This is a genomic window from Cellulosimicrobium sp. NPDC057127, assembly GCF_042670945.1.
GTDB lineage: Bacteria > Actinomycetota > Actinomycetes > Actinomycetales > Cellulomonadaceae > Cellulosimicrobium.
Genome location: NZ_JBHUUP010000022.1, coordinates 1 through 23,763, shown reverse-complemented (window position 1 = coordinate 23,763; position 23,763 = coordinate 1). Strand labels below are relative to the sequence as shown.

Sequence of the window (23,763 nt, the reverse complement as noted above, 5' to 3'; positions counted from 1 at the left end):
TCGCACGGGCGAAACGTTGCGCAAGCAGCGCACAGCGAGTGCAGCCTACCGACTCGCGGACGTCCCCGGCACGCTCCGCAACTGGGTAGTGTTCTCCCACCGTCGACTACTGCCACTGGAGCCAGAATGGACGAGTTCAGCGCACCCCGGATCGTCGAGGTCGATCCGTCGAGGAACCTCAACGACCTGCTCGCGAGCCGCGTCGCCGCCGACCCGTCGGCCCCGATGATCGAGCGCCGCACCGGCCCGGACGGCGCGTGGGAGGCGCTCAGCGCCCGCGACTTCGACGCCGAGGTCGTCGCCGTCGCCAAGGGGCTCGTCGCGCGCGGGGTCCAGCCCGGGGACCACGTCGGCATCATGTCCCGCACGCGCTACGAGTGGACGCTCCTCGACTGGGCGTCCTGGGCCGCGGGCGCCGTGCCGGTGCCGCTGTACGAGACCTCGAGCGCCGAGCAGGTGCAGTGGATCCTCTCGGACGCCGACGTCCGCCTCCTCGTCGTCGAGACCGAGGACCACGCCGCGACCGTCGCGGAGGTCCGCGACCGCGCCCCGTCGCTCACGGACGTGCTCGCCATCGACTCCGGAGCCGTCGCGACGCTCGTCGCCGAGGGGGCCGGGGTCGACGACGCCGAGATCGCCCGCCGTCGTGGTCTCGCCGACCTGGCCGACGTGGCGACGATCATCTACACGTCGGGCACCACGGGCCGCCCGAAGGGCGCGGAGCTCACGCACGAGAACTTCTACTCGCTGACCGTCAACGCGGTCGAGGCCGTGCCGGAGGTGTTCAAGCAGCCGGGCGCGCGCACGCTGCTGTTCATGCCGCTCGCGCACGTCTTCGCCCGCTTCATCGGCGTCCTCGTCGTCGCGGGCGGGACGGTGCTCGGCCACACGCCGGACACGAAGACGCTGCTCGAGGACCTCGGCACGTTCCGGCCCACGTACCTGCTGTCCGTGCCGCGCGTGTTCGAGAAGGTCTACAACTCCTCCGAGCAGAAGGCGGCGGCCGGCGGCAAGCTCCGGATCTTCCACTGGGCCGTCGCGACCGCGATCGCGTACTCGCGCGCCCTCGACACCCCCAAGGGCCCGGGCGTCGGCCTCACGCTCCAGCACAAGGTCGCGGACGCGCTCGTGTTCAAGAAGCTGCGCCACGCGCTCGGCGGGCAGACGAAGTACGCCGTCTCCGGCGGCGCGCCGCTCGGCGAGCGCCTCGGGCACTTCTACCGCGGCATCGGCGTGCGCATCCTCGAGGGCTACGGCCTCACGGAGACGACGGCGCCGACGTCGGTGAACCGGCCCGCCACCACCCGGATCGGCACCGTCGGCACCCAGCTCCCCGGGTGCGCCGTGCGCATCGCGGAGGACGGCGAGATCCTGCTCAAGGGCCACCACGTGTTCCGCGGGTACCACGACAACGAGCAGGCGACCCAGGAGGCGTTCGTCGACGGCTGGTTCCGCACCGGCGACCTCGGGTCCCTCGACGACGACGGCTACCTGCGCATCACCGGGCGCAAGAAGGAGATCATCGTCACCGCCGGCGGCAAGAACGTGGCGCCGGCGATGCTCGAGGACCGCATCCGGGCGCACGCGCTCGTGTCGCAGTGCGTCGTCGTCGGCGACCAGAAGCCCTTCATCGGTGCGCTGGTCACCCTGGACCCCGAGGGCCTGCCCGGGTGGGCGAGCATGCACGGCAAGGGCGAGATGACCGTCGAGGAGGCCGCGAAGGACCCCGACGTCCTCGCTGCGCTCGACGCCGCCGTCACGCGTGCCAACCAGGCGGTCTCGCGCGCGGAGTCGATCCGCAAGTTCACCGTGCTGACGACCGACTTCACCGTGGAGAACGGCTACCTGACGCCGTCGCTCAAGGTGAAGCGGTCCGAGGTGCTCAAGGACTTCGCCGGCGACATCGAGTCCCTCTACGCGGACGGCCCGGCACCGGTCCGCTGAGCCCCGCAGCCCGGGCGCCCGTCACGCACGGCGGGCGCCCGGGCTGTCGGTGGTCGTCGCTAGCGTCCCGGGCATGTCGCCGAGCTCCTTGCAGTCCTCCCCGCGCGACGACCTGCTCCCGGCGGCGACGGCAGGCACGGCGGTCCAGGACTCGTTCGACGACCTCGGCACGCCCCTGCACGAGGTGACCTTCGTGGTGGTGGACCTCGAGACGACCGGCGGCTCCCCCGCCGCCGAGGGCATCACCGAGATCGGGGCCGTGAAGGTGCGCGGCGGCGAGGTGCTCGGCGAGTTCCAGACGCTCGTGAACCCGGGCCGGCCGGTCCCGGCCTTCGTCGCACGGCTCACGGGGATCACGTCCGCCATGGTCGCGACCGCACCGACCGTCGAGGCCGTGCTGCCGAGCTTTCTCGAGTTCGTGCGGGGCGCCGTGCTCGTGGCGCACAACGCGCCGTTCGACGTCTCGTTCCTCAAGGCGGCGTGCCGCAACGCCGGCTACGACTGGCCGGGCAACCAGGTGCTCGACACGGTGCCCCTCGCCCGCCGCGTGGTGACCCGGGACGAGGCACCGAACCACAAGCTGTCGACGCTTGCCGCCCTGTTCCGGGCCACGGTCACGCCGGAGCACCGGGCGCTCGCCGACGCGCGCGCCACGGTCGACGTGCTGCACGCCCTCCTCGGGCGCCTGGGACCGCTCGGCGTCACCCACCTCGAAGACCTCGCCACGGCGACGGACCCGGTGCCGCAGGACGTCCGGCGCAAGCGGCACCTCGCGGACGGCCTGCCCGACGCGCCCGGGGTCTACCTGTTCCGGGGCCCCGGTGAGGAGGTCCTGTACGTGGGGACGTCGACGTCGATCCGGCGTCGCGTACGCTCGTACTTCACGCGCTCCGAGAAGCGCGGACGGATCACGGAGATGGTGCGCATCGCGCACGCCGTGACGCCCGTGGTCTGCGCGACACCGCTCGAGGCCCAGGTGCGGGAGCTGCGGCTCATCGCCGAGCACGCACCGCGCTACAACCGCCGCTCCCGCCACCCCGAGCGCATGACGTGGGTGCGGCTGACGCACGAGGCCTACCCGCGGCTGTCCGTCGTGCGCGAGGTGCGGGCCCCCGCGCCGCACATCGGCCCGTTCTCGTCGCGGCACCAGGCCCAGGCGGCCGTCGACGCCCTCCACGACGCGTTCCGCCTCCGGCAGTGCACGCGGCGACTGCCGCTCGTCGCCACCACGGCGGCGTCGGCCTGCGTGCTCGCCGAGATGGGCCGGTGCTCCGCGCCGTGCACCGCGACGACGCCGGACGTCGGGTACGCGACGGTCGCGTCCGCCGTCCAGGACGCGTTCGAGGGCGACCCGTCCGCCGTGGTCACGGAGCTCGGGCAGCGGATCGCGGCGCTCGCGCGGGACGAACGGTTCGAGCAGGCGGGCGACCTCACCCACCGCCTGCGGGCGTTCCTCACCGGCGCGGCGCGCGCGCAGCGTCTCGCACCGCTCGCCGCCTGCGAGGAGCTCGTCGCCGCCCGCCCTGCGGGCGCGGGCGGCTGGGAGGTCGTCGTCGTGCGGCACGCCAGGCTCGCCGCGACGGGCGTGAGCGGTCCCGGTGAGGACCCGTGGCCGCTCGTGCACGCGCTCGTCGCCACCGCCGAGACCGTGCCCGCACCCGTGCCGCCGGCACCCGCGTGCCACCCGCACGAGGCGGAGATCGTCCTGGCGTGGCTCGAGCAGCCGGACGTCCGGCTGGTCGACGTCAGCGGACCGTGGACGTCGCCGGTGCGCTCCGCCCGGGCCCATGCCGCTCCCGGTGCGATGGCACGGGAGGTCGCGCGGTACGGCGACGTGCAGCACGCCACGGCGGCGGGGCCCGCCGTAGAGTGGGCGCACGACGACGACCCGTCCCCGGAGGAAGCATGCTCACCGCCATCGTCCTGATCGACACCGACCCCGCCCGCATCCCCGAGGTGGCGGCCGAGGTGGCGGACCTCAAGGGCGTGAGCGAGGTGTACTCGGTGACGGGCAAGACCGACCTGGTCGCGATGGTGCGGGTCGCCGAGCACGACCACCTCGCCGACGTGATCGCCGACCGCATCGGCAAGGTGTCGGGCGTGCTGCGCACGGAGACCTTCATCGCGTTCCGCGCGTACTCGCACGTCGACCTCGAGCAGGCCTTCGCGCTCGGCCTCGACGACTAGCGCGCGGCGGCGTCCGCCCACCGGCGCAGCACGTCGGACGCCGCGCCGGAGTCGACGCTGCGGGCCGCGTGCTCGACGCCTGCGCCGAGGCGCGAGACCAGCGTGCCCGACCCGGTGCCGGGCAGGCTGCCGTCCGCCACCAGGGCCGCCGCGGCGTTGAGCAGCACCGTCTCGCGCACCGCGCCGTGGCTGCCGGCGAACGTCTCGCGCGCGACCTCCGCGTTGAACGCGGCGTCGGCGCCCCGCAGGTCGCCCACCGTGATGCGGCGCAGGCCCAGGTCGCGCACGGCGTCGAGCCGGTGCTCGCTCACCTCGCCGTCCCGCACCTCCCACAGGCTCGCGGCACCCGTGGCGGCCAGCTCGTCGAGACCGTCGTCGCCGCGGAAGACGAGGGCCGACGTGCCGCGGCTCGCGAAGACGCCCGCGACCAGCGGAGCCATGCGCTCGTCGGCGACGCCAACCGCCGTCGCCCGCGGCTGGGCGGGGTTCGTCAGGGGGCCGAGGAAGTTGAACGCCGTGGGGATCCCGAGCTCCTTGCGCGCGACGCCCGCGTGCCGGAACGACGGGTGGAACACCATCGCGAAGCAGAAGGTGATCCCCACCTCCTGCGCGAGCTGCGCCACCCGCTCCGGGCCGTGGTCGAGCCGGATGCCGAGCGCCTCCAGCACGTCCGCCGAGCCCGAGGACGACGACGCCGCGCGGTTGCCGTGCTTGACCACGCGGATCCCGGCCCCCGCGACCACGACCGCCGCCATCGTCGAGACGTTGACCGTGTGCGCGCGGTCGCCCCCGCTGCCCACGATGTCGACCGACGGGCCGGGGACCTCGAAGCGCAGCGCGTGCGCGAGCATCGTGTCGGCGAGCCCCGTGAGCTCCTCGACCGTCTCGCCCTTCGCGCGCAGCGCCACGAGGAACGCCGCGAGCCGGGTCGGCGACACGTCGCCCGACATGACCTGGTCCATCGCCCACGCCGTGTGCGCGGCGTCGAGGTCGTGCCCCGCCACGAGCTCCGTCAGCAGGGCGGGCCACGAGCGCTCGCCCTCCCCCGCGGCTCCCGGGGTCGAGACGGGGTGGGGGGTCGTGCTCACGGGTTCCTGCCCTTCGGGACGGGGGTCACGGGGTGCCGGCGGCACCCAGGAGGTCGGCGACGGCGCGCTGCAGCACGACCGCGTCGAACGGCCGGGGCACCGCGTCGTCGGCGAGCGACCACGATGCTAGCCAACCGTCCTGCGGCCTGCCGGTGAGGACCAGGACGGGCGGGCAGCGGTAGATCTCGTTCTTCAGCTGGCGGCACAGACCCATGCCCCCCGCCTTGTCGGCCTCGCCGTCGAGCACGAGCAGGTCCCACCCGCCCGCGTCGGCCGCGGCGACGACCGCGTCCGCGGTCGCGACCTCGCGCCACGCGATCTCGGGCCGGCCCGCTCCCAGGCGGCGGCCGACGGCGAGGCGCACCTGCTCGCGGACCGTCACGTCGTCGCTGTAGAGCAGGATCCGCGGCGCACGGGCGTCGAGAGCCCCCGCGTCGTCCCGCTCCACCACGCCCGTGCGTGGGCCCCCGTGCGTCGTCGTCACGGTCGTCGTCATCGTCGTCACCGTCGCCTTCGTCCTGGCCGGTCGGGGCACGGACGGCCCTCTGCGGCCGTCCCACGCAGGCATCTTGGCACGCCCGTGGACGATCGGGCACCCGCCACGGCCGACGGGGCGCGCGACGGGCGCCCGGCCGCCGATTTCATGGCACTTGCCAGCGATCCGTCATCAAGTGCAGGTCTGCCGCAGAGGATCTGGAGACATTGTGAGATTCCCCGCCCCGCCGCCCGCGCCCGGGTGCCACGTTCGTGGCCGACGTCGGCCATAATGGCTGATGTGTCGACCGCAACGGCTGCCCCCCACGCCCATCAGCACGTGAGCGTCAACCGACCGAACCCCGTCTCGGTCGGGACGATCGTGTGGCTGGCCAGCGAGCTCATGTTCTTCGCCGGCCTGTTCGCCATGTACTTCACGGTGCGCTCCGTCATGCCCGCGGAGGAGTGGGCCGCCGAGGCCGGCGCGCTCAACCTGCCGTTCGCGATGATCAACACGACCGTCCTGGTGCTGTCGTCGGTGACGTGCCAGATGGGCGTGTGGGCCGCGGAGCGCTTCCAGCCCGTGCGCACCGGCTCGCTGCTCCAGGTCAACCGCTGGGGCATGAACGATTGGATGACGCTGACGTTCCTCATGGGCGCGTTCTTCATCGGCGGCCAGGTCTTCGAGTACGCCGAGCTCGTCGAGCACGGCGTCACCATCTCCTCGACGCCGTACGGCTCGGTCTTCTACCTGACGACCGGCTTCCACGGCCTCCACGTGGTCGGTGGACTGATCGCGTTCCTCTTCCTTCTCGGCCGCTCGTTCTCGGCCAAGAACTTCGGGCACCACGAGGCCACGACGGCCATCGTGACGTCCTACTACTGGCACTTCGTCGACGTCGTGTGGATCGCGCTGTTCTTCGTGATCTACATCTTGCGCTGACGAGGTCTGGGGGCCGCCCCGGCCCGCTCCCTCAGCCCCTCCCGCCCCTGCTCCCCCACCTGCGAGACGAGGATCATTTCGTGAAGGCACTCGCCGCCCGCAGACACCACCGCCTCGCGCCGGTCGTGCTGCTGCTGCTGGCGCTGCTGGTCACCGGCGGCGTCTACGCCGCCCTTGCACCGTCACCGGCGAACGCCGAGACCGCCAGCACCGAGGACATCGAGACCGGCCAGAAGCTGTTCCAGGCCAACTGCGCCACGTGCCACGGCCCGGACGCCACGGGGACGGACTCCGCGCCGTCCCTCGTCGGCGTCGGCGCCGCGTCGGTCGACTTCCAGGTGTCGACCGGCCGCATGCCCATGCAGGCCAACGGCCCGCAGGCGCTCGAGAAGCCGCGCCAGTTCGACGAGGAGCAGACGGCCCAGCTCGCCGCGTTCGTCGCCTCCCTCGGCGTGGGCCCGATGATCCCGACCGACGAGCAGGTCGACGCGAGCGAGGGCAACATCTCGAACGGCGCCGCCCTCTTCCGCACGAACTGCGCGATGTGCCACAACGCCGTCGGTGCGGGTGGTGCGCTGTCCGAGGGCAAGTTCGCCCCGCCGCTGTGGGACGTCTCGGAGCGCAACATCTACCAGGCGATGCTCACCGGACCGCAGTCGATGCCGGTGTTCAACGACGCGACCGTCACGCCCGAGGAGAAGCGCGACATCATCGCCTACCTCGTCGAGCAGCGCGACGGCTCTGCGGGCGGTCTCTCGCTCGGGTCCCTCGGGCCCGTCAGCGAGGGTCTGTGGGCCTGGATCGTGGGCATGGGCCTCCTCATCGGGGCCGCGGTGTGGATCGGAGCGAAGTCCTCGTGAGCGACTACCAGAACCCTCGTTCCCCGGAGCGCTCGTCCCGCGAGGTCGGGCACCGCGAGGAGCACGGAACCCTCGAGAGGTTCCCGGACCCGGGGCTGCCGGAGCACAAGACCCGGATGGCCGACCGCGACCCGCAGGCCGCCAAGCGCGGCGAGCGACAGGTCTCGTTCCTCTTCGGCCTCTCCGTGCTCGGCACCATCGCCGCGATGGTCGTCTACTTCGCGCTGCCGCCGGACGGCACGACGGAGGGCGTGCGCCTGTCGACGCTGTCCCTCGGCGTCGCGATCGCGTTCGCGCTCCTCGGCATCGGCATCGGCGCGGTGCACTGGGCCAAGGTGCTCATGTCCGACCACGAGAAGGTCGACGAGCGCCACCCCGTCGCGAGCGACGCCGAGACGCGTGCCGTGGCCGTGCAGGAGCTCGAGGCAGGCGCCAAGGACTCCGGCATCGCGCGGCGCGGCGTCCTCAAGGGCGCGGTCATCTCGGCGCTCGCCCTCTTCCCGCTGACCATCGCCGTGCCGCTCGTCAGCAGCGTCGGTGGCGACTGGAACGTGTCGAAGTTCAAGCACACGATGTGGAAGCGCGGCATGCGCCTCGCCATCGACCCGTCCGGACGACCGATCCGGGCCGCGGACGTCACGATCGGCTCGGTCGTGCACGTCATCCCCGACGTCAGCGCGGAAGAGCGTCAGTCGCACGAGTGGATCACCGAGAAGGCCAAGGCCGTGGTGCTGCTCGTGCGTCTCGACCCGCGCGACATCGTCGACACGCAGGCTCCCGAGGGCGAGACGTGGGCCTACGACGGCATCGTCGCCTTCTCGAAGATCTGCACGCACGTCGGCTGCCCCGTGGCGCTCTACGAGCAGCAGACCCACCACCTCCTGTGCCCCTGCCACCAGTCGACGTTCGACGTGGCCGACGGCGCCAAGGTGGTCTTCGGCCCCGCGAAGCGGCCCCTGCCGCAGCTGCCGATCACCGTTGATGACGAGGGCTACCTGGTCGCCCAGAGCGACTTCCACGAGCCCATCGGTCCGAGCTTCTGGGAGCGTCTGAAGTGACCACCAGCACCGGCAACGCCGCCCCCACGACCCGCGCGGGCAAGGCCGCGGACTACCTCGACCAGCGCACGAGCGTCGGCTCGGCCGTCAAGGAGTTCGCGCGCAAGGTCTTCCCCGACCACTGGTCGTTCCTCCTCGGCGAGATCGCCCTCTACTCCTTCGTCGTGCTGATCCTCACGGGGATCTTCCTGACGATGTTCTTCGTCCCGAGCATGTCGCTCGTGACGTACCACGGCCCGCCCGCGTCGATGGACGGGCAGCTCATGTCCGACGCGTTCGCCTCCACCCTGAACATGTCGTTCGAGGTGCGCGGCGGTCTGCTCATGCGGCAGATCCACCACTGGGCGGCCCTGATCTTCCTCGCGGCGATCGTCACGCACATGATGCGCGTCTTCTTCACGGGCGCGTTCCGCAAGCCGCGCGAGCTCAACTGGCTCGTCGGCATGCTGCTCATGATCCTCGGCCTCGCCGCCGGCTTCTCCGGCTACTCCCTGCCCGACGACGTGCTGTCCGGCAACGGCCTGCGCATCACCGACGGTGTCGTGAAGTCGATCCCGATCATCGGCTCGTACCTGTCGTACTTCATCTTCGGCGGCGAGTTCCCGGGCGAGCACATCATCCCGCGCCTGTTCACGGTGCACATCCTGCTCGTTCCCGGCCTGATCCTCGCCCTCGTCGCGCTCCACCTGTTCTTCGTGGTGCTCCACAAGCACACGCAGTACCCGGGTGGAGGCCGCACGGACAAGAACGTCGTCGGGTTCCCGCTGTTCCCCGTGTACGTCGCGAAGGCCGGCGGCTTCTTCTTCGTCGTGTTCGGCATCCTCGCCCTGATGGGCGGCACGATGGCGATCAACAACGTGTGGAACTACGGCCCCTACGACCCGTCCCCGGTGTCGGCAGGTGCCCAACCGGACTGGTACATGCTGTTCCTCGAGGGCTCGCTCCGACTGATGCCGGGCGGGGCGGAGTTCGTCACGTGGGGCGACTTCACCGTGCCCCTCAACGTGCTCATCCCCGCGGTCGTCGTACCGGGGCTGCTGTTCACGTTCCTCTTCGCCTACCCGTTCATCGAGGCGGCGGTCACGAAGGACAAGCGCGAGCACCACGTGCTCGACCGCCCGCGCAACGTCCCCGTCCGCACGGGCCTCGGCGTCGCCTTCCTCACGGCGTTCATCATCCTGGCGCTGGCCGGGTCGAACGACCTCATCGCGACGCACTTCCACATGTCGATCAACGCGATCACGTGGGTGTTCCGGATCCTGTTCTTCGTCGGCCCGTGGTTCGCGTTCTGGATCACCAAGCGCATCTGCCTGGGCCTGCAGCGCAAGGACCGCGAGCTCGTCCTCCACGGGCACGAGACGGGTCGCATCGTGCGCTTCGCGCACGGTGAGTACATCGAGGTCCACCGGCCGCTGGACGAGCAGGAGCGCTGGCTGCGGGTCAACTACCCCGCCCACGCCCCCCTCGAGATCGAGCCGGCCACGGACGCGCGCGGTGTGCGCCGCAAGGGCTACAAGAAGGACAAGCGGCTCCAGCAGCTGTCGCGGTTCTTCTACGAGGACCGTGTCGAGCCGGTGACGCCTGCCGAGCTCGCGGCGGCGCACTCGCACGGCGAGCACGACGCCCTCGAGGGCGCCGGGCACGCACAGGTCGAGGCCGGTGCAGGCGCGGGCGTCGGCGGTCGCCGTGACCTCGTCGAGCCGGAGGGCGGTGCCGACGAGCGTCGGCCCTGACGTTCCTGCACAGTAGGACGGTGACGACCCGCGACGTGTTCTCTCGGATCTCCGAGAGGACGTGTCGCGGGTCGTCGGCGTTTCCGGGGACCTGACCCCGGTCGCGTCCCCGTGCTCGTGCAACCAGCCACCTCGCCGCGCCGCGGGCCGGGTGGCCCGACCAGGAGGATCGTCCCGATGCCCGTCTACACGCTGCCCGACCTGTCCTACGACTACGGTGCGCTCGAGCCGCACATCTCCGGGCGCATCATGGAGCTGCACCACTCCAAGCACCACCAGGCCTACGTCACCGGCGCCAACACCGCCCTCGACAAGCTCGCCGAGGCCCGCGAGTCCGGCGACTTCGCCGCCATCAACCTCCACGAGAAGAACCTCGCGTTCAACCTCGGCGGCCACGTCAACCACTCCGCCTTCTGGACCAACCTCTCCCCCGAGGGCGGCGGCGAGCCCACCGGCGAGATCGGCGCCGCGATCGACGAGCACTTCGGCTCCTTCGACGCCTTCAAGAAGCAGTTCGCCGCCGTCGCCGCCGGCGTCCAGGGCTCCGGCTGGGCCATCCTCGCCTGGGACTCCATCGGCCAAAAGCTCGTCACCGTCCAGCTCTACGACCAGCAGGGCAACATCGCCCTCGGCCTGACCCCCATCGTCCTGCTCGACGTGTGGGAGCACGCCTACTACCTCGACTACCAGAACGTGCGCGCCGACTACGTCACCGCCTGGTGGAACCTCGTCAACTGGTCCGACGCCGAGGCCCGCCTCCAGCGCGCCCGCACCCAGACCGCCGGGCTCATCGTCCCCGCCTGACACCCCGCCCCCACACGCACCGAACCCACGCTGCGGCGGGGCCCGGTGGGACGACGAAGGGCCCGGACCTCCGAGAGGAGGTCCGGGCCCTTCGTGATGTCATCCAGCGCGCGTGCAACCGCGCTGTACAGTCCCTGACGGCACCGATCCGGTGGCCGCCACGTGCCGCAGAGGCTCAGTGCGCGTGCTGGCCGCGGGAGAACTCGAAGACCCAGCCGACGAGCGCCACGGCGCCGAGGGCGATGCCCACGTAGACGAGCCACCAGCCGACCGCGAGGCCGAGGAACGTGATGGCACCCGTGGCGCCGATGGCGAGCGGCCACCAGCTCCACGGCGCGTAGACGCCCTGGTCCCCCGCGCCCTGCTCGATGAGACCGTCCGGGTCGTCCTCAGGTCGCGAGTCGATCCGACGTGCCGTGAGCCGGAGGTAGGCGCCGATCATCGCGACGAGCCCGGCGGTGAGCAGGAGCGCGACGGATCCGACCGGCTCCCAGCCGCTCATGAACCCGTACACGACGCCCGCGAGCACGAAGAACGGCGTGCCGAGCAGGAAGAGCTTGTACTCGATCTTCACTTGCCGTCCTCGCTCTCGTCGACGGGACCCGAGGTCCCGGGCTCGTCGATGATCGTCGTCGTGGTCGAGTGACCGGCCTCCGAGCTGCCGCTCAGCCGGTCGAGCGCCACGCTCTTCTCACCGCGGCGGTCCGCCTCGCCGTACACCTGCTCGAGCACGTTGGGGCTCGGCTCGGCGTGGTCCATCGCGGCGACCTCGGGGTGGTGGAGGTCGAACGCGGGCGACTCGGAGCGGATGCGGGGCAGCGCGGTGAAGTTGTGCCGCGGGGGCGGGCACGACGTCGCCCACTCCAGCGAGCGGCCGTAGCCCCACGGGTCGTCGACGGTGACCTTCGGTGCGTTGCGCCAGGTCGTGTAGACGTTCCAGAGGAACGGCAGCGTCGACGCCGCGAGGATGAACGCCCCGATGGTCGAGACCTGGTTCTCCCACGTGAAGCCGTCCGAGGCGGCGTAGTCCGCGTAGCGGCGCGGCATGCCCTCGACACCGAGCCAGTGCTGGATGAGGAACGTCGTGTGGAACCCGACGAACAGCAGCCAGAAGTGCAGCTTGCCCAGGCGCTCGTCGAGCATGCGGCCCGTGAACTTCGGCCACCAGAAGTAGAAGCCCGCGAACATGGCGAACACGACCGTGCCGAACACCACGTAGTGGAAGTGCGCCACCACGAAGTAGGAGTCCGACAGGTGGAAGTCGAGCGCCGGGCTGGACAGGATGATGCCCGTCAGACCACCGAAGAGGAACGTGACGAGGAAGCCGATCGACCACAGCATCGGCGTCTCGAACGTGAGCTTCCCGCGCCACATCGTGCCGATCCAGTTGAAGAACTTCACGCCCGTCGGCACCGCGATGAGCATCGTCATGAACGCGAAGAACGGGAGCAGCACCGCGCCGGTGACGTACATGTGGTGGGCCCACACGGTGACGGACAGCGCGGCGATGGCGACGGTCGCGTAGACCAGTCCCTTGTAGCCGAAGATCGGCTTGCGGCTGAAGACCGGGAGGATCTCGGTGACGATGCCGAAGAACGGCAGCGCGATGATGTAGACCTCGGGGTGCCCGAAGAACCAGAACAGGTGCTGCCAGAGGATGGCGCCGCCGTTCTCCGGGTTGAAGACCTGGGCACCGAGACGTCGGTCCGCACCGAGGGCGAAGAGCGCCGAGGCGAGCGGCGGGAACGCCATCAGCACGAGCAGGCTCGTGACGAGGGTGTTCCACGTGAAGATCGGCATCCGGAACATCGTCATGCCGGGAGCACGCATCGTGATGATCGTCGTGATGAAGTTGACCGCGCCGAGGATCGTGCCGAAGCCGGCGAGCGCGAGCCCGAAGACCCACAGGTCTCCCCCGAGCCCTGGACTGAAGGTCGTGCTCGACAACGGTGCGTACGCGAACCACCCGAAGGACGCGGCGCCCTGCGGCGTGAAGAACCCGGCAGAGGCGATGAGCCCACCGAACAGGTAGAGCCAGTACGCGAACATGTTGAGGCGCGGGAACGCGACGTCCGGCGCGCCGATCTGCAGCGGCATGATGACGTTCGCGAAGCCCGCGAAGAGCGGTGTGGCGAACAGCAGCAGCATGATCGTGCCGTGCATCGTGAAGAGCTGGTTGTACTGCTCCTTGCTCTGCACGAGCTGGATGCCGGGCTCGAACAGCTCCGCCCGGATCACCAGGGCCATGAGGCCGCCGATGCAGAAGAAGATGAACGACGTGATCAGGTACATGTACCCGATCGTCTTGTGGTCGGTGGACGTCACCCACTTGATGACGGTCCGCCCGAGGGTCTGACGCCGAGGGGCGAGACCGGGGACGACTTCGGCCTGCGCGACCATCAGTTCTCACCCTCCGTGGTAGCGGTGACGGGGTTGGGGTCCTGGAGGCGGCTGAAGCCCGCGACAGGGATCGAGCCGACCTGGCCCCGCTCACGCAGCGCGTCCATCTGCTCGTCGAACTCGGCGCGGTCGACGACCTCGACGTTGAAGAGCATGCCGGAGTGGTGCTCGCCGCAGAGCTCGGCGCACTTGCCGGCGTAGACGCCCTCGCGGGTCGGGGTCACGACGAACACGTTGGTGCGGTGCGGGATCATGTCCTGCTTGTAGAGGAACGCGGGGATCCAGAAGGAGTGGATCACGTCGCGAGACTCGAGCTCGAAGCGGATGCTCTCGCCCACGGGGAGGTACAGCGTCGGCAGCACCTCGCCGGTGCCCGGCGCGCCGTCGATCTCCGCCTCCTCGGTCAGCGTCTCGCCGACGTCGTCGAGGTGGATGCCCGACTCGTAGACGTCCTCGTCGAGGTAGTTGAAGTCCCAGCTCCACTGCTTGCCGATGACCTGGATCGTCATGTCCGACTCGACGTCGCGGTCCTGGATGGCCGTCATGTCGCGGTCCGTGTAGACGAAGAGCACGAGCACCATGACGATCGGGACCGCCGTGTACATGATCTCGAGCGGCAGGTGGTACCGGGTCTGGACCGGCAGCACGTGGTCGTCCTTGCGCTTGCGGTAGGCGGCGACGCACCACAGCATGAGGCCCCACGTGACGATGCCGACGAGCAGCGCCGCGATCCATGAGCCGGTCCACAGCGACGTGATCCGATCGGTCTGGTTGGTCACCTCCCCGCCCTCGTAACCGGGCAGGAACCCGCGCTGGACCGAGTCGGTGGCGCAGCCGGACGCCACCGCGCCGACGGCGACGGCGAGAGCCGTCGCCCGCAGGATGGTGCGCCGTGTGCGGCTAGGGGGTTGCGAGTGCAAGGGGGGCCTTTCACGTCACGTCCGGCACCGGACCCGTCTCCACGAGCCCAGCACAGGACCTTCGTCCTCGACACACGAAGCCTAGCGCGCCGATCCGCGCTCCGTGGCCCGCGGCGCGTCCTCGCGGGGGGAGATCCGCACCACGTCCGCGCGGCTCGCCCCAGGTTCGGCACACCCCTGCTCGCTGTGTCAGATCGTTCGCCCCGTCGCCCCGGGCCGAGGGCGCGGTACGGTGCTCGTGTCCCGCGTGCGCGACCGGGGTTCTCCGCGCCAGCGCACGGTTCCGCCGGTGTCGCCGGCCCGCGACGTCGTGCGAGAGCGCGACGGACCGTCCCGCGACCGCCCCGGCTGACGCCCGCGCCCGACGCCGGAGGCCTTGTGACGCACACCACCCGCTCCCGCGTGCTCCTCGACAACGGCGGGCGCGCCCCGTGGCACCCCCTCGCCCGTCAGGCCTTCGAGCAGGCGCTCGACGACGGCTGGGCGGACCCGCGGCGTCTGCACGCCGAGGGGCGCCGCGCGGCGGCGCTGCTGTCCGGCGCACGGGAGGCGGTCGCCGCGGCGCTGGGCGCGCGCACCGAGGAGGTCGTGTTCACGCCCTCCCACACGGCGTCGCTGCACACCGCGGTGGCGGCGGCCGCCGCCGGGAGGCGCCGGGCGGGAACGCGCGTCGTCGTCGGCGCGGTCGAGCGTGCGGCGGTGCTCCACGCGGCCGGCCACGGCGGGCTCGAGCGGCACGTCGTCGACGTCGACCGGTCCGGTCGCGTGGACGAGGCGGCCATGTGCGAGGCCCTCGCCCGACCCGGCGCGGCGCTCGCCGCGCTCCAGCACGCCAACGGCGAGGTCGGCACGCTCCAGCCCGTCGAGGCGGTGCACGAGGCGGCTCGCGACGCGGGCGTCCCCATCCTCGTCGACGCCGGCGCGAGCCTCGGGCACGCTCCCGTGCCCGACACCTGGGACGTCCTCGCCGCCGACCCGGGCGACTGGGGCGGGGCACCGGGCGTCGGCGTCCTGGCGCTGCGCTCGCGCGTGCGCCGGCGCAGCCCGTTCCCGGAGGACCCCGGCGCGCTCGTGCCCGGCGGGGTGAGCGTTCCCGCGGCGTTCTCCGCCGCGGTCGGGCTGCAGGCCGTCCTCGCCGACCGCGACGCGCAGGACGCCCGGCGCCGCGCGCTCGTCGAGCGGGTGCGCACGTCCGTGGCCACCGTCCCCGACGTCGAGGTGGTGGGCGACCCGGTCGCGCGCCTGCCGCACGTCGCGACGTTCTCGTTCCTCTACGTGGACGGCGAGGCGCTGCTGGCCGAGCTCGACCGCGAGGGGATCGCGGTCGGGTCCGGGTCGGCGTGCACGTCGAGCAGCCTGGAGCCGTCGCACGTGCTTTCGGCCATGGGCGTGCTCACGCACGGGAACGTGCGGATCGCGCTGGACCGCTCCACGACCGACGACGACGTCGACCGGCTCCTCGCCGTGCTCCCGGGTGCCGTGGCGCGGGTGCGGTCCGCCCTCGGCGTCGAGGGGCTGTGAGCGGGCCCGTGGAGCCGGGGCGCCCGTCCGGGGACGGGGCGCCGGTCGTCGTCGACGCGCGCGGCCTGCGGTGCCCGCTCCCCGTCGTGCGCCTCGCAGCCGCGGCGCGCGACCGCCCCCCGGGCGAGCGTCTGGTCGTCTGGTCGACGGACCCGGCGGCCCGGCACGACGTGCCGGCGTGGGCCCGCATGCGCGGGCACCGCGTGGTGGGCGAGGAGACGCTGCCAGCCGAGGGTGGCGACGGGAACGGTGGTGACGGGAACGGTGGCGACCAGGACGAGACGCGGACGACCTGGTCGATCACCGTCGAGCTCGGCCCGTTCTCCTGACGCGACGAGGCCCGGCCGCCGTTCCGGCGACCGGGCCTCGTACGGGCCGTGGCGGGGTCAGCTGAACGAGCCGCCGCACGCGCAGGCGCTGCCAGCGTTGGGGTTGTCGATCGTGAAGCCCTGCTTCTCGATGGTGTCGGCGAAGTCGATCGTCGCGCCCTCGAGGTAGGGGACGCTCATCTTGTCGACGACGACCTCGACCCCGTCGTAGTCGCGCAGGGCGTCGCCGTCGAGCAGCCGCTCGTCGAAGTAGAGCTGGTAGATCAGGCCGGAGCAGCCGCCCGGCTGCACCGCCACGCGCAGGCGAAGGTCGTCCCGACCCTCCTGCTCGAGGAGGGTGCGGACCTTGTCCGCGGCCCCGTCGGTCAGGTTGACGCCGTGGGTGGCAGTCTCGGTGGTCTCGCTCATCTCGTCTCCGCGCTGTCGGGGGCAGGCGCGCTGCCCCGGTGGTGGCCGGCGTTCCCGGGTCTCTCCCGGAGCGGTTCTCTCCGGATCTCCCGTCAGGTCCTCAACACCACACGTGCCGGTCGTGTTCCCGAGGGCCCGGTCGTGATGCCGAGTCTACGACGCGTCGGCGGCGCAGGGTCGAGCCGGCCGTGGTGCGGCCCGTCCGAGGTCCCGGCCGGCGCCGTCGGACCTGCGTCGGCGTCAGGCACGCGACCACGTGCGGGCGACCCGCTCGACGAGCGCCCGCGCGGAGCCGTCGCCCCACGCGTGGGCGCCGCTGAGACCCGCGGCCGCCTGCTCGCGCCGGCCGGCGACGACGGTGCGCGCGACGACCACGACCGGCAGGGCGTGCCGCGCGGCCCGGCGCGCGACCTCGTGGACGACGCCCTCCCCCAGCTCGTGCGCCGCGAGCTCGTCGACGACCACCACCACGAGGTCGGCCGCGGCGAGGTGCGCGTCCAGGCCGACGGCGTCCGCGACGACGGCCAGAGCGGGGACGAGGCGCCCGCCGAGCGCAGCGAGCGCGAAGGCCGCGCCGCCGCCGCTGCCGGTGCCGGGCACCGTCGCGAGCCGCCGCGACGACGACGCGGCGAGCAGGTCGCGGCCCGCGACCGCGCCGAGGCCTTCGCGGTCGAGCGTCTCGACGGCGGAGCCGACGTCGTGCGCCACGGCGCCGAGGCGCCGCTCCAGGTCCTGCGCGACGGCGTCGTCGACGCCGCGGGCCGCGAGCGCCGCGCTCGTCCCGTGCAGGCCGAGCAGGGGCGCGTCCGTCGCGACCGCGGCGACGAGCGCCGCGCCACCGAGCGTCGAGCGCGCGGACCGCAGCGTCTCGGCGGTCGTCGGGCCGTGACCTGACGGCACGCGGCCGGCCAGGGCGCCGAGCAGCCCGGCGCCGGCGTCGTGGCTGCGCGCCCCTCCGGTCGCGACCACGACGCGGCCGGGCCGGCCGTCGGGCGTGCGGGCGGCGTCGGCCGCGTGCGCGAGCAGGTGCCCGAGGGCGGCGGACGACCGCGGCGCGGGGGTGGTTCCACCGACGGCGGGTACCTGGGAGGCGTCGACGTACACGGTGGCGGTGCGCGGGTCGCGGCGCACGGCGACCGGTACGTCCGTGCCGTCCTCGCCGGGCACGACGGCGGCGAGGAGCTCCGGCGCGACCCCGGCGAGCGCGTCGAGGAACGCCGGCCTGGAGGCCGCGAGCGCCACCGGGACGGCCGTCGCGCCGGTCGCCCCCGCGGCGTCGGCGCGGCCGGGGAACCACCAGGTCGCGACCTCGCGCGGCGTCGGGGCGTGCGTCCCTCCCCCGGCGGCTGCGGGCTCGGGCGCTCGTGGGTCGCGTGGGCCCGGCCAGGCGCCGTCGGGCTGGACGGGGCCCGCCGAGCCGGTGACGAGGACGCGCATGCGGGGATTGTGCCAGCCCGGCCGGAGCCGGTGTCCGTTGTGCGACCATGGTGCCGTGAGCACCGGTAGCACCCTGCTGGAGTCCGGCCGGTCCGGACCCGACGCCCCGCGCCGCGACGGCGGGGGTTTCGTCGAGCCCGCGTCCTCGCCCCTGCTCCTCCTGGGCCAGGGTCGCGACCTGGCGTCCGAGCGCGGTGTCGAGTGCGTGGGCGAGCTGCCCGCGCCGAGCGACCCGGACCTCGTCGAACGGGCGCGGGCGGCGCGCGCAGCCCTGGGTGATCGCGCGTTCGTGCTGGGGCACCACTACCAGCGCGACGAGGTGATCGACTTCGCCGACGTCACGGGCGACTCGTTCAAGCTTGCCCGCGAGGCCGCCGCGCGGCCCGAGGCGGAGTTCATCCTCTTCTGCGGCGTGCACTTCATGGCCGAGAGCGCGGACATCCTCACGTCGGACGCGCAGCAGGTCGTCCTGCCGGACCTCGCGGCCGGCTGCTCGATGGCCGACATGGCGGCGATCGACCAGGTCGAGGACGCGTGGGACGTGCTCGAGGAGGTGGGGATCGCCGACTCGACGATCCCGGTGACGTACATGAACTCCTCCGCCGCGATCAAGGCGTTCACCGGGCGCCACGGCGGGACGGTCTGCACGTCGTCGAACGCGGAGGTCGCGCTGCGCTGGGCGTTCGAGCAGGTGGGTGGGGTCGACGGCACGGGCAAGGTCCTGTTCCTGCCCGACCAGCACCTCGGCCGGAACACGGCGGTGCTCAAGCTCGCGATGTCGCTCGACGACTGCGTGGTGTTCGACCCGCGCAGGCCGAACGGCGGGCTGACGGACGCGCAGCTGCGCGACGCCCGCATGATCCTGTGGCGCGGCCACTGCTCCGTCCACGGGCGGTTCTCGGCGAAGAACGTCAGCGACATCCGCGCGGCGGTGCCGGACGTCAACGTCCTCGTGCACCCCGAGTGCAAGCACGAGGTGGTCACCGCCGCCGACTTCGTGGGTTCGACGGAGTACATCATCAAGATGCTTGACGCCGCGGAGCCGGGGTCGTCCTGGGCGATCGGCACCGAGCTCAACCTCGTGCGTCGTGTCGCGCGCGCGCACGCGGACAAGCAGGTGCACTACCTGGACTCGACGGTGTGCTTCTGCTCGACGATGAACCGCATCGACCTGCCGCACCTCGTCTGGGCGATGGAGTCGCTCGCCGCGGGCCGCGTGGTGAACCGGATCGTCGTGGACGCGGACGACGCGCACTGGGCGCGCGTCGCGCTCGACCAGATGCTCGCGCTGCCGGGGATCTGAGCACGGTTCCGGCGGCACGTCCGCCGGACGCGGGTCAGCCGGCCCGGCGGGCGTAGCGGCCGGAGCGGTGCGCCCACACGTCGAACGCGACGGTGCAGAACGGCGGGACGGTCGCGGCGAGCGCGAGGAACGTCGTCCACAGCGACCATCGCAGCCGCACCGCGACGAGCACGGCGAGGGCGACGTACACGAGCACGAGACCGCCGTGGACGGGCCCGAAGACCTCGACCCCGCGCTCCGTCGTGCCCGCGACCCACTTGAGGTACATCCCGACGAGCAGGCCCGCCCAGGAGAACGCCTCGGCGACCGCGACGGCGCGGAAGGCGCGCACGACGAACGGGTGCCGTGCCCGGAGATCGCGGGGGCCCGGGGTGGCGGTGGGGCGAGGGGCGGGGCTCGTCGTCGTCACGGGGCGCATCCTCGCACAGGCGGCTGGGCGCTCCGCCACGGGCGCGTCGCCGTCGGCGGTACCCCGTACCGCCCGTCCGGGACAGTAGCCTTCGACGGTGACCCGCCAGCTCCAGCTCCTCGCCGCCAGCACCATGCCGCGCCGGGCGGTCCCCGGCCGCTCCGTGCTCGACCCTTCGGTGACGCGCATGCGCGTGCGCCCCGGCGACCTCGACTTCTACCTGCACGTCAACAACGGCGTGTACCTCCAGATGATGGACGTGGCACGGAGCAACTACATCGCGGACCTCGGCGGGTTCCCGCTCCTGCAGGACAAGGGCTGGTACCCGGTCGTCGCGGCGTCGACCGTGAAGTACCGCCGGTCGTTGCGCCTCTGGGACCGCTTCGAGATCACCACGCGCGTGCTCGGGTGGGACGAGCGCGTCGTCTACCTCGAGCAGGTGTTCACGCGCCGCGGCGACCTGTGCGCGCGGGGCCTGGTGGCCGGGCGCTTCCTCGAGCGCGGCACCGGCGAGCGCGTGCCGGCGCCGGCCGTGGTGGGCCTGCTCGGGGGCGAGCCGGTCTCCCCCGCCCTCGCGGACGACGTCGCGGCCTGGGCACGCGCGGTCGACGTCGCCCACCGCGACGCACCGGTCGCCGGGTCGTAGGCGTCGGCCGCGGGGCCCGTTCGCACCGCGGCCGACGCGGCCTCAGCGGGCGGTCGACCCGAGCCGGGCGAGCAGCAGCGCCTCCGCGAGCACGACCTTCTCGAGCTCGCCGAGGTGCACCGACTCGTTCGCGCCGTGCGCGCGCGAGTCCGGGTCCTCGACGCCGGTGACGAGGATCGCCGCGTCGGGGAAGACCTCGAGCAGGTCGGCGATGAACGGGATCGAGCCGCCGACGCCGATGTCCACGGGGTCGGTCCCCCACGCCGTCGCGAACGCCCAGCGTGCGGCGCGCATCGCCTCGGAGTCACCGGGCGCGAGGAACGGCTTGCCCTGCTCGCCGTCGCGCACGGTGACGCGCGCACCGAGCGGCGCGTGCGCCTCGAGGTGCGTGCGCAGCGCCGCCGCCGCGGCCGCCGGGTCCTGTCCCGGGGCGAGCCGCACGGACAGCTTGGCCGTCGCGGCCGGGGTCAGGGTGTTGGAGGCGTGCGCGACGCTCGGCGCGTCGAGCCCGATGACGGCGATCGCCGGCTTGGTCCACAGCCGTCCGGCGATGGAGCCCTCGCCCGCGAGCGTCGTGCCCGCGAGCATCGAGGAGTCGGCGCGGAAGTCGGTCTCGGCGTAGTCGACCGCCGGCTCGTCGGCGACGACCAGGCCCTCGACCGCGACGTTCCCCATGTCGTCGTGCAGCGTCGCGATCAGGCGGGACAGCAGCGTGACGGCGTCGAGCACGGGGCCCCCGTACATGCCCGAGTGGACGGCGTGCCCGAGCACGGCGACCTCCACCTCGCAGTCGACGAGGCCGCGCAGCGACGTCGTGAGCGCCGGCACGCCCACCTTCCAGTTCGAGGAGTCGGCGACGACGATGACGTCCGCCGCGAGGAGGTCGCGGTACTGCGTGAGGAAGGGCAGGAAGGTCGGGGAGCCGACCTCCTCCTCGCCCTCGACGAACACCGTGACCCCGACCGGGAGCTCGCCGAGAGCGGTCAGGGCGCGCAGCGCACCGACGTGCGCGACGACCCCTGCCTTGTCGTCGGCCGCGCCGCGACCGTAGAGGCGCCCGTCGCGCTCGGTCGGCTCGAACGGGTCGGTGTCCCAGCCGGACGCGGCCCCGGGCGGCTGCACGTCGTGGTGGGCGTACAGCAGCACGGTGGGTGCGCCGTCGGGCGCGGGTCGGCGCGCGACGACGGCCGGCGCACCCTCGCGGCCGTCCGCCGACGTGGCGCGCAGCACCTGCACCTCCGGCATCCCGACGTCGCGCAGGAGCGCGGCGACGGCGTCCGCGCTCGCGGCGACGGACGACGCGTCGAACGCGGCGTTGGAGACGCTCGGGATGCGCACGAGCGCCTCCAGGTCCGCGCGCAGCGCCGGGAAGAGCCCTGCGACCGTCTCGCGCAGCGCCGCGTGCGACGCGGAGCCGGCCGGGGCGGGGGTGGTTGCCTGCTCGGGGTTCTCGGGTGAGTTCGTCACGCGTGCACCGTACGCCACGGCCCGGGGCGCGGGAGGTGCGGGCGGGGGGACGCGGGAGGTGAGGGAGGCGCCCGCGCTCGACTACCCTGGACCTGTGTTCTCCCGCAACCGCTCCTCCGCCCCCACGCCGACCTCCGACGCACCCGCTCCCGAGGAGGCGGCGGCGGAGATCGAGCGCGGGACCAGCAAGGGACGGCCGACGCCCAAGCGCCGGGTCGCCGAGGCGGCGAACAAGCGCCCGCTCGTGCCGAACGACCGGCGTGCCGCCGCGAAGGCCGCCCGGGAGAAGCAGCGCGAGATGCGCGACCGGCAGTACCAGGCGATGCAGACCGGCGACGAGCGGTACCTGCCGCCGCGGGACAAGGGGCCGGTCAAGCGGTACGTGCGCGACCACGTCGACGCACGCTGGAACCTCGGCGAGTTCTTCCTCCCGGTGGCGCTCGTGTTCATCCTGCTGTCGCTGTTCACCGCGAACAACCAGGCGCTGGCGCTCGCGACGGTGATGTCCCTGTACGCCATCGTGCTGCTCACGGTGGTCGACGCGTTCGTCATGTGGCGGGGACTGCGCAAGCGCATCGTCGCGAAGTTCGGCGAGGTCCCGCGCGGCACGGTCATGTACGCGGTGATGCGCGCGTTCCAGCTGCGCCGGGCGCGCCTGCCCAAGCCCCTGCACAAGAAGCACGGCGTCTACCCGAGCTGACCGGTCCCCCGGACTCCGTACGCCACCCTTTCCGGTTCCCGGGGCAACCGATCGCCGGATAGGTTGGGGCCATGCCCCACTACCGCTACCTCGGTGACTCCGGTCTCAAGATCTCCGAGATCACCTACGGCAACTGGCTCACCCACGGCTCCCAGGTCGAGAACGACGTCGCGACGGCGTGCGTCCACGCCGCCCTCGACGCCGGCATCACGACGTTCGACACGGCCGACGTCTACGCGAACACGAAGGCCGAGCAGGTCCTCGGCGACGCCCTCAAGGGGCAGCGCCGCGAGTCGCTCGAGATCTTCACCAAGGTCTACTGGCCCACCGGTCCCGCCGGCCCCAACGACTCGGGGCTGTCGCGCAAGCACGTCATGGAGTCGGTCAACGCCTCCCTGAAGCGCCTCGGCACCGACTACGTCGACCTGTACCAGGCGCACCGCTTCGACACCGAGACGCCGCTCGAGGAGACGATGCAGGCGTTCGCCGACATCGTCCGCCAGGGCAAGGCGCTGTACATCGGCGTCTCGGAGTGGACCGCCGACCAGATCCGCGCCGGTCACGCGCTCGCGAAGGACCTCGGCTTCCAGCTGATCTCCTCGCAGCCGCAGTACTCGATGCTGTGGCGCGTCATCGAGGACGAGGTCGTGCCGACCTCGAAGGAGCTCGGCCTGTCGCAGATCGTCTGGTCCCCGATGGCTCAGGGCGTCCTGTCCGGCAAGTACGTCCCCGGTCAGCCGCTGCCCGAGGGCTCGCGCGCCACGGACGACAAGGGCGGCGCGCGGATGATCCAGCGCTTCATGACCGACGACGTGCTCGCCCGGGTCCAGCAGCTCAAGCCGGTCGCCGACGAGCTCGACCTGTCGATGGCCCAGCTCGCGATCGCCTGGGTGCTGCAGAACGACAACGTCGCCGCGGCGCTCGTCGGCGCGTCCCGGCCCGAGCAGGTCGCGGAGAACGTCAAGGCGTCGGGCGTGACGATCCCGGCCGAGCTCATGGCTCGCATCGACGAGACGCTCGGTGACGTGGTCGAGCGCGACGCGGGCAAGACGGCCGAGGGCGCGCCGCAGAAGCGGCCCTCCTGACGCCTCCTCGACACCGTCCGACGCGCGGGGCACCCTCCGGGGTGCCC

23 protein-coding genes are annotated in these 23,763 nt (G+C 72.5%); 14 read left to right on the top strand and 9 right to left on the bottom strand.

Annotation, left to right across the window (positions count from 1 at the left end; all coding sequences use genetic code 11):
• The first annotated feature begins 126 nt into the window (after positions 1–126).
• From ACFTZA_RS16180 to ACFTZA_RS16170, 3 genes are all read left to right on the top strand, one after another.
• Positions 127–1,944, top strand: a complete 1,818-nt coding sequence (locus tag ACFTZA_RS16180; protein ID WP_378197191.1) for an AMP-dependent synthetase/ligase — start codon at positions 127–129, stop codon at positions 1,942–1,944.
• A gap of 73 nt (positions 1,945–2,017) precedes the next feature.
• Complete coding sequence (locus ACFTZA_RS16175; protein WP_378197188.1) at positions 2,018–3,871, top strand: DEDD exonuclease domain-containing protein; 1,854 nt, start codon at positions 2,018–2,020, stop codon at positions 3,869–3,871.
• Positions 3,850–4,131, top strand: coding sequence for an Lrp/AsnC family transcriptional regulator (locus ACFTZA_RS16170; protein WP_378197185.1), 282 nt, complete (start codon positions 3,850–3,852; stop codon positions 4,129–4,131). Before ACFTZA_RS16175 ends, ACFTZA_RS16170 begins: the two co-directional genes overlap by 22 nt.
• Here ACFTZA_RS16170 and trpD read toward each other — a convergent pair.
• On the bottom strand, positions 4,128–5,219 hold the full coding sequence (gene trpD / locus ACFTZA_RS16165; protein ID WP_378197182.1) for an anthranilate phosphoribosyltransferase: 1,092 nt from the start codon (positions 5,217–5,219) through the stop codon (positions 4,128–4,130). The two genes, ACFTZA_RS16170 and trpD, sit on opposite strands and share 4 nt — an antisense overlap.
• 25 nt (positions 5,220–5,244) lie before the next feature.
• Positions 5,245–5,715 (bottom strand): hypothetical protein, encoded by a 471-nt coding sequence (locus tag ACFTZA_RS16160; RefSeq protein WP_378197179.1) that lies wholly within the window; start codon positions 5,713–5,715, stop codon positions 5,245–5,247.
• A gap of 270 nt (positions 5,716–5,985) precedes the next feature.
• Between ACFTZA_RS16160 and ACFTZA_RS16155 the strand changes: the two genes are divergently transcribed.
• From ACFTZA_RS16155 to ACFTZA_RS16135, 5 genes are all read left to right on the top strand, one after another.
• Positions 5,986–6,636 (top strand): heme-copper oxidase subunit III, encoded by a 651-nt coding sequence (locus ACFTZA_RS16155; protein ID WP_378197176.1) that lies wholly within the window; start codon positions 5,986–5,988, stop codon positions 6,634–6,636.
• 80 nt (positions 6,637–6,716) lie between these two features.
• Entirely contained in the window at positions 6,717–7,496 is a 780-nt protein-coding gene (locus ACFTZA_RS16150; protein WP_378197173.1) for a c-type cytochrome, read from the top strand.
• A complete protein-coding gene (locus ACFTZA_RS16145; RefSeq protein WP_378197170.1) occupies positions 7,493–8,554 on the top strand; it encodes a Rieske 2Fe-2S domain-containing protein in 1,062 nt (353 codons plus the stop codon). Before ACFTZA_RS16150 ends, ACFTZA_RS16145 begins: the two co-directional genes overlap by 4 nt.
• Positions 8,551–10,287 carry a cytochrome bc complex cytochrome b subunit gene (locus ACFTZA_RS16140; RefSeq protein WP_378197167.1) on the top strand — a complete coding sequence of 579 codons (1,737 nt, stop codon included), beginning with the start codon at positions 8,551–8,553 and terminating at the stop codon, positions 10,285–10,287. The genes ACFTZA_RS16145 and ACFTZA_RS16140 overlap by 4 nt, the downstream gene beginning before the upstream one ends.
• A 177-nt stretch (positions 10,288–10,464) precedes the next feature.
• On the top strand, positions 10,465–11,091 hold the full coding sequence (locus ACFTZA_RS16135; protein ID WP_378197164.1) for a superoxide dismutase: 627 nt from the start codon (positions 10,465–10,467) through the stop codon (positions 11,089–11,091).
• A gap of 175 nt (positions 11,092–11,266) precedes the next feature.
• On the opposite strand, the gene ACFTZA_RS16130 is transcribed toward ACFTZA_RS16135, so the two are convergent.
• From ACFTZA_RS16130 to coxB, 3 genes are read right to left on the bottom strand one after another with little or no spacing between them, the layout of a single operon-like run.
• Entirely contained in the window at positions 11,267–11,665 is a 399-nt protein-coding gene (locus ACFTZA_RS16130) for a cytochrome c oxidase subunit 4 (protein ID WP_378197161.1), read from the bottom strand.
• Positions 11,662–13,491: a cytochrome c oxidase subunit I gene (ctaD, locus tag ACFTZA_RS16125; RefSeq protein ID WP_378197158.1), complete on the bottom strand. Its 1,830-nt coding sequence runs from the start codon at positions 13,489–13,491 to the stop codon at positions 11,662–11,664. Before ctaD ends, ACFTZA_RS16130 begins: the two co-directional genes overlap by 4 nt.
• Positions 13,491–14,411 carry a cytochrome c oxidase subunit II gene (gene coxB, locus ACFTZA_RS16120; RefSeq protein WP_378197155.1) on the bottom strand — a complete coding sequence of 307 codons (921 nt, stop codon included), beginning with the start codon at positions 14,409–14,411 and terminating at the stop codon, positions 13,491–13,493. The genes ctaD and coxB overlap by 1 nt, the downstream gene beginning before the upstream one ends.
• Positions 14,412–14,789: 378 nt before the next feature.
• On the opposite strand from coxB, the gene ACFTZA_RS16115 reads away from it, so the two are divergent.
• Positions 14,790–15,932: a cysteine desulfurase family protein gene (locus ACFTZA_RS16115; RefSeq protein WP_378197152.1), complete on the top strand. Its 1,143-nt coding sequence runs from the start codon at positions 14,790–14,792 to the stop codon at positions 15,930–15,932.
• Positions 15,929–16,261 carry a sulfurtransferase TusA family protein gene (locus ACFTZA_RS16110; RefSeq protein WP_378197148.1) on the top strand — a complete coding sequence of 111 codons (333 nt, stop codon included), beginning with the start codon at positions 15,929–15,931 and terminating at the stop codon, positions 16,259–16,261. Before ACFTZA_RS16115 ends, ACFTZA_RS16110 begins: the two co-directional genes overlap by 4 nt.
• A 57-nt stretch (positions 16,262–16,318) precedes the next feature.
• On the opposite strand, the gene erpA is transcribed toward ACFTZA_RS16110, so the two are convergent.
• Both erpA and ACFTZA_RS16100 read right to left on the bottom strand, forming a co-directional pair.
• A complete protein-coding gene (gene erpA, locus ACFTZA_RS16105) occupies positions 16,319–16,669 on the bottom strand; it encodes an iron-sulfur cluster insertion protein ErpA (RefSeq protein WP_075829474.1) in 351 nt (116 codons plus the stop codon).
• A gap of 240 nt (positions 16,670–16,909) precedes the next feature.
• Positions 16,910–18,106: a glycerate kinase gene (locus ACFTZA_RS16100; protein ID WP_378197144.1), complete on the bottom strand. Its 1,197-nt coding sequence runs from the start codon at positions 18,104–18,106 to the stop codon at positions 16,910–16,912.
• A 55-nt stretch (positions 18,107–18,161) separates the two neighbouring features.
• Here ACFTZA_RS16100 and nadA point away from each other — a divergent pair, with 55 nt between their 5' ends.
• Entirely contained in the window at positions 18,162–19,409 is a 1,248-nt protein-coding gene (gene nadA, locus ACFTZA_RS16095) for a quinolinate synthase NadA (protein WP_378197141.1), read from the top strand.
• 34 nt (positions 19,410–19,443) lie between these two features.
• Here nadA and ACFTZA_RS16090 read toward each other — a convergent pair whose 3' ends face one another.
• Positions 19,444–19,818 carry a DUF3817 domain-containing protein gene (locus tag ACFTZA_RS16090; protein ID WP_378197137.1) on the bottom strand — a complete coding sequence of 125 codons (375 nt, stop codon included), beginning with the start codon at positions 19,816–19,818 and terminating at the stop codon, positions 19,444–19,446.
• A gap of 97 nt (positions 19,819–19,915) precedes the next feature.
• Here ACFTZA_RS16090 and ACFTZA_RS16085 point away from each other — a divergent pair, with 97 nt between their 5' ends.
• A complete protein-coding gene (locus tag ACFTZA_RS16085) occupies positions 19,916–20,464 on the top strand; it encodes an acyl-CoA thioesterase (RefSeq protein WP_378197135.1) in 549 nt (182 codons plus the stop codon).
• 42 nt (positions 20,465–20,506) lie between these two features.
• On the opposite strand, the gene ACFTZA_RS16080 is transcribed toward ACFTZA_RS16085, so the two are convergent.
• Positions 20,507–21,859 carry a dipeptidase gene (locus tag ACFTZA_RS16080; RefSeq protein WP_378197230.1) on the bottom strand — a complete coding sequence of 451 codons (1,353 nt, stop codon included), beginning with the start codon at positions 21,857–21,859 and terminating at the stop codon, positions 20,507–20,509.
• A gap of 166 nt (positions 21,860–22,025) precedes the next feature.
• Between ACFTZA_RS16080 and ACFTZA_RS16075 the strand changes: the two genes are divergently transcribed.
• Positions 22,026–22,631, top strand: a complete 606-nt coding sequence (locus tag ACFTZA_RS16075; protein ID WP_378197132.1) for a DUF3043 domain-containing protein — start codon at positions 22,026–22,028, stop codon at positions 22,629–22,631.
• A 71-nt stretch (positions 22,632–22,702) separates the two neighbouring features.
• Positions 22,703–23,716, top strand: coding sequence for an aldo/keto reductase family protein (locus ACFTZA_RS16070; protein WP_378197129.1), 1,014 nt, complete (start codon positions 22,703–22,705; stop codon positions 23,714–23,716).
• The last annotated feature ends 47 nt before the right edge of the window (positions 23,717–23,763 follow it).